Here is a 350-nt window from a genome sequence, read left to right on the forward strand (position 1 = left end):
ATCGGGCGCTCCCGTGGCGGGCTGAGCACGAAGATCCATCAGCTCGTCGATGGGACCGGGCTGCCGCTGGTCAGCCTGATCACCCCCGGCCAGGCAGGGGACTCCCCGATGCTGCTTCCTCTTCTGGCGCAGCTGCGCGTGACCCGGCCAGTAGGGCGGCCCCGGACTCGCCCCGAGGCCGTGCTGGGCGATAAGGCGTACTCCTCCCGGGCGATCCGCACCCACCTACGTGCCCGTGGGATCAAAGCGGTCATCCCCGAACCGGCCGACCAGCAGGGCCACCGCAGACGGCGCGGTGCCCGCGGCGGGCGCCCCGTCAGCCTCGACGCGGACGCCTACAAGGGCCGCAA

Annotated in this window: 1 protein-coding gene; it reads left to right on the forward strand. The window is 72.6% G+C overall.

Annotated elements, in window-relative coordinates; all coding sequences use genetic code 11:
- Window positions 1–350: transposase (locus D8M29_RS13375; protein WP_148111654.1), on the forward strand; the 350-nt coding region annotated here is incomplete at both ends.

Source organism: Micrococcus sp. HSID17227, assembly GCF_003989405.1.
Lineage (GTDB): Bacteria > Actinomycetota > Actinomycetes > Actinomycetales > Micrococcaceae > Micrococcus > Micrococcus luteus.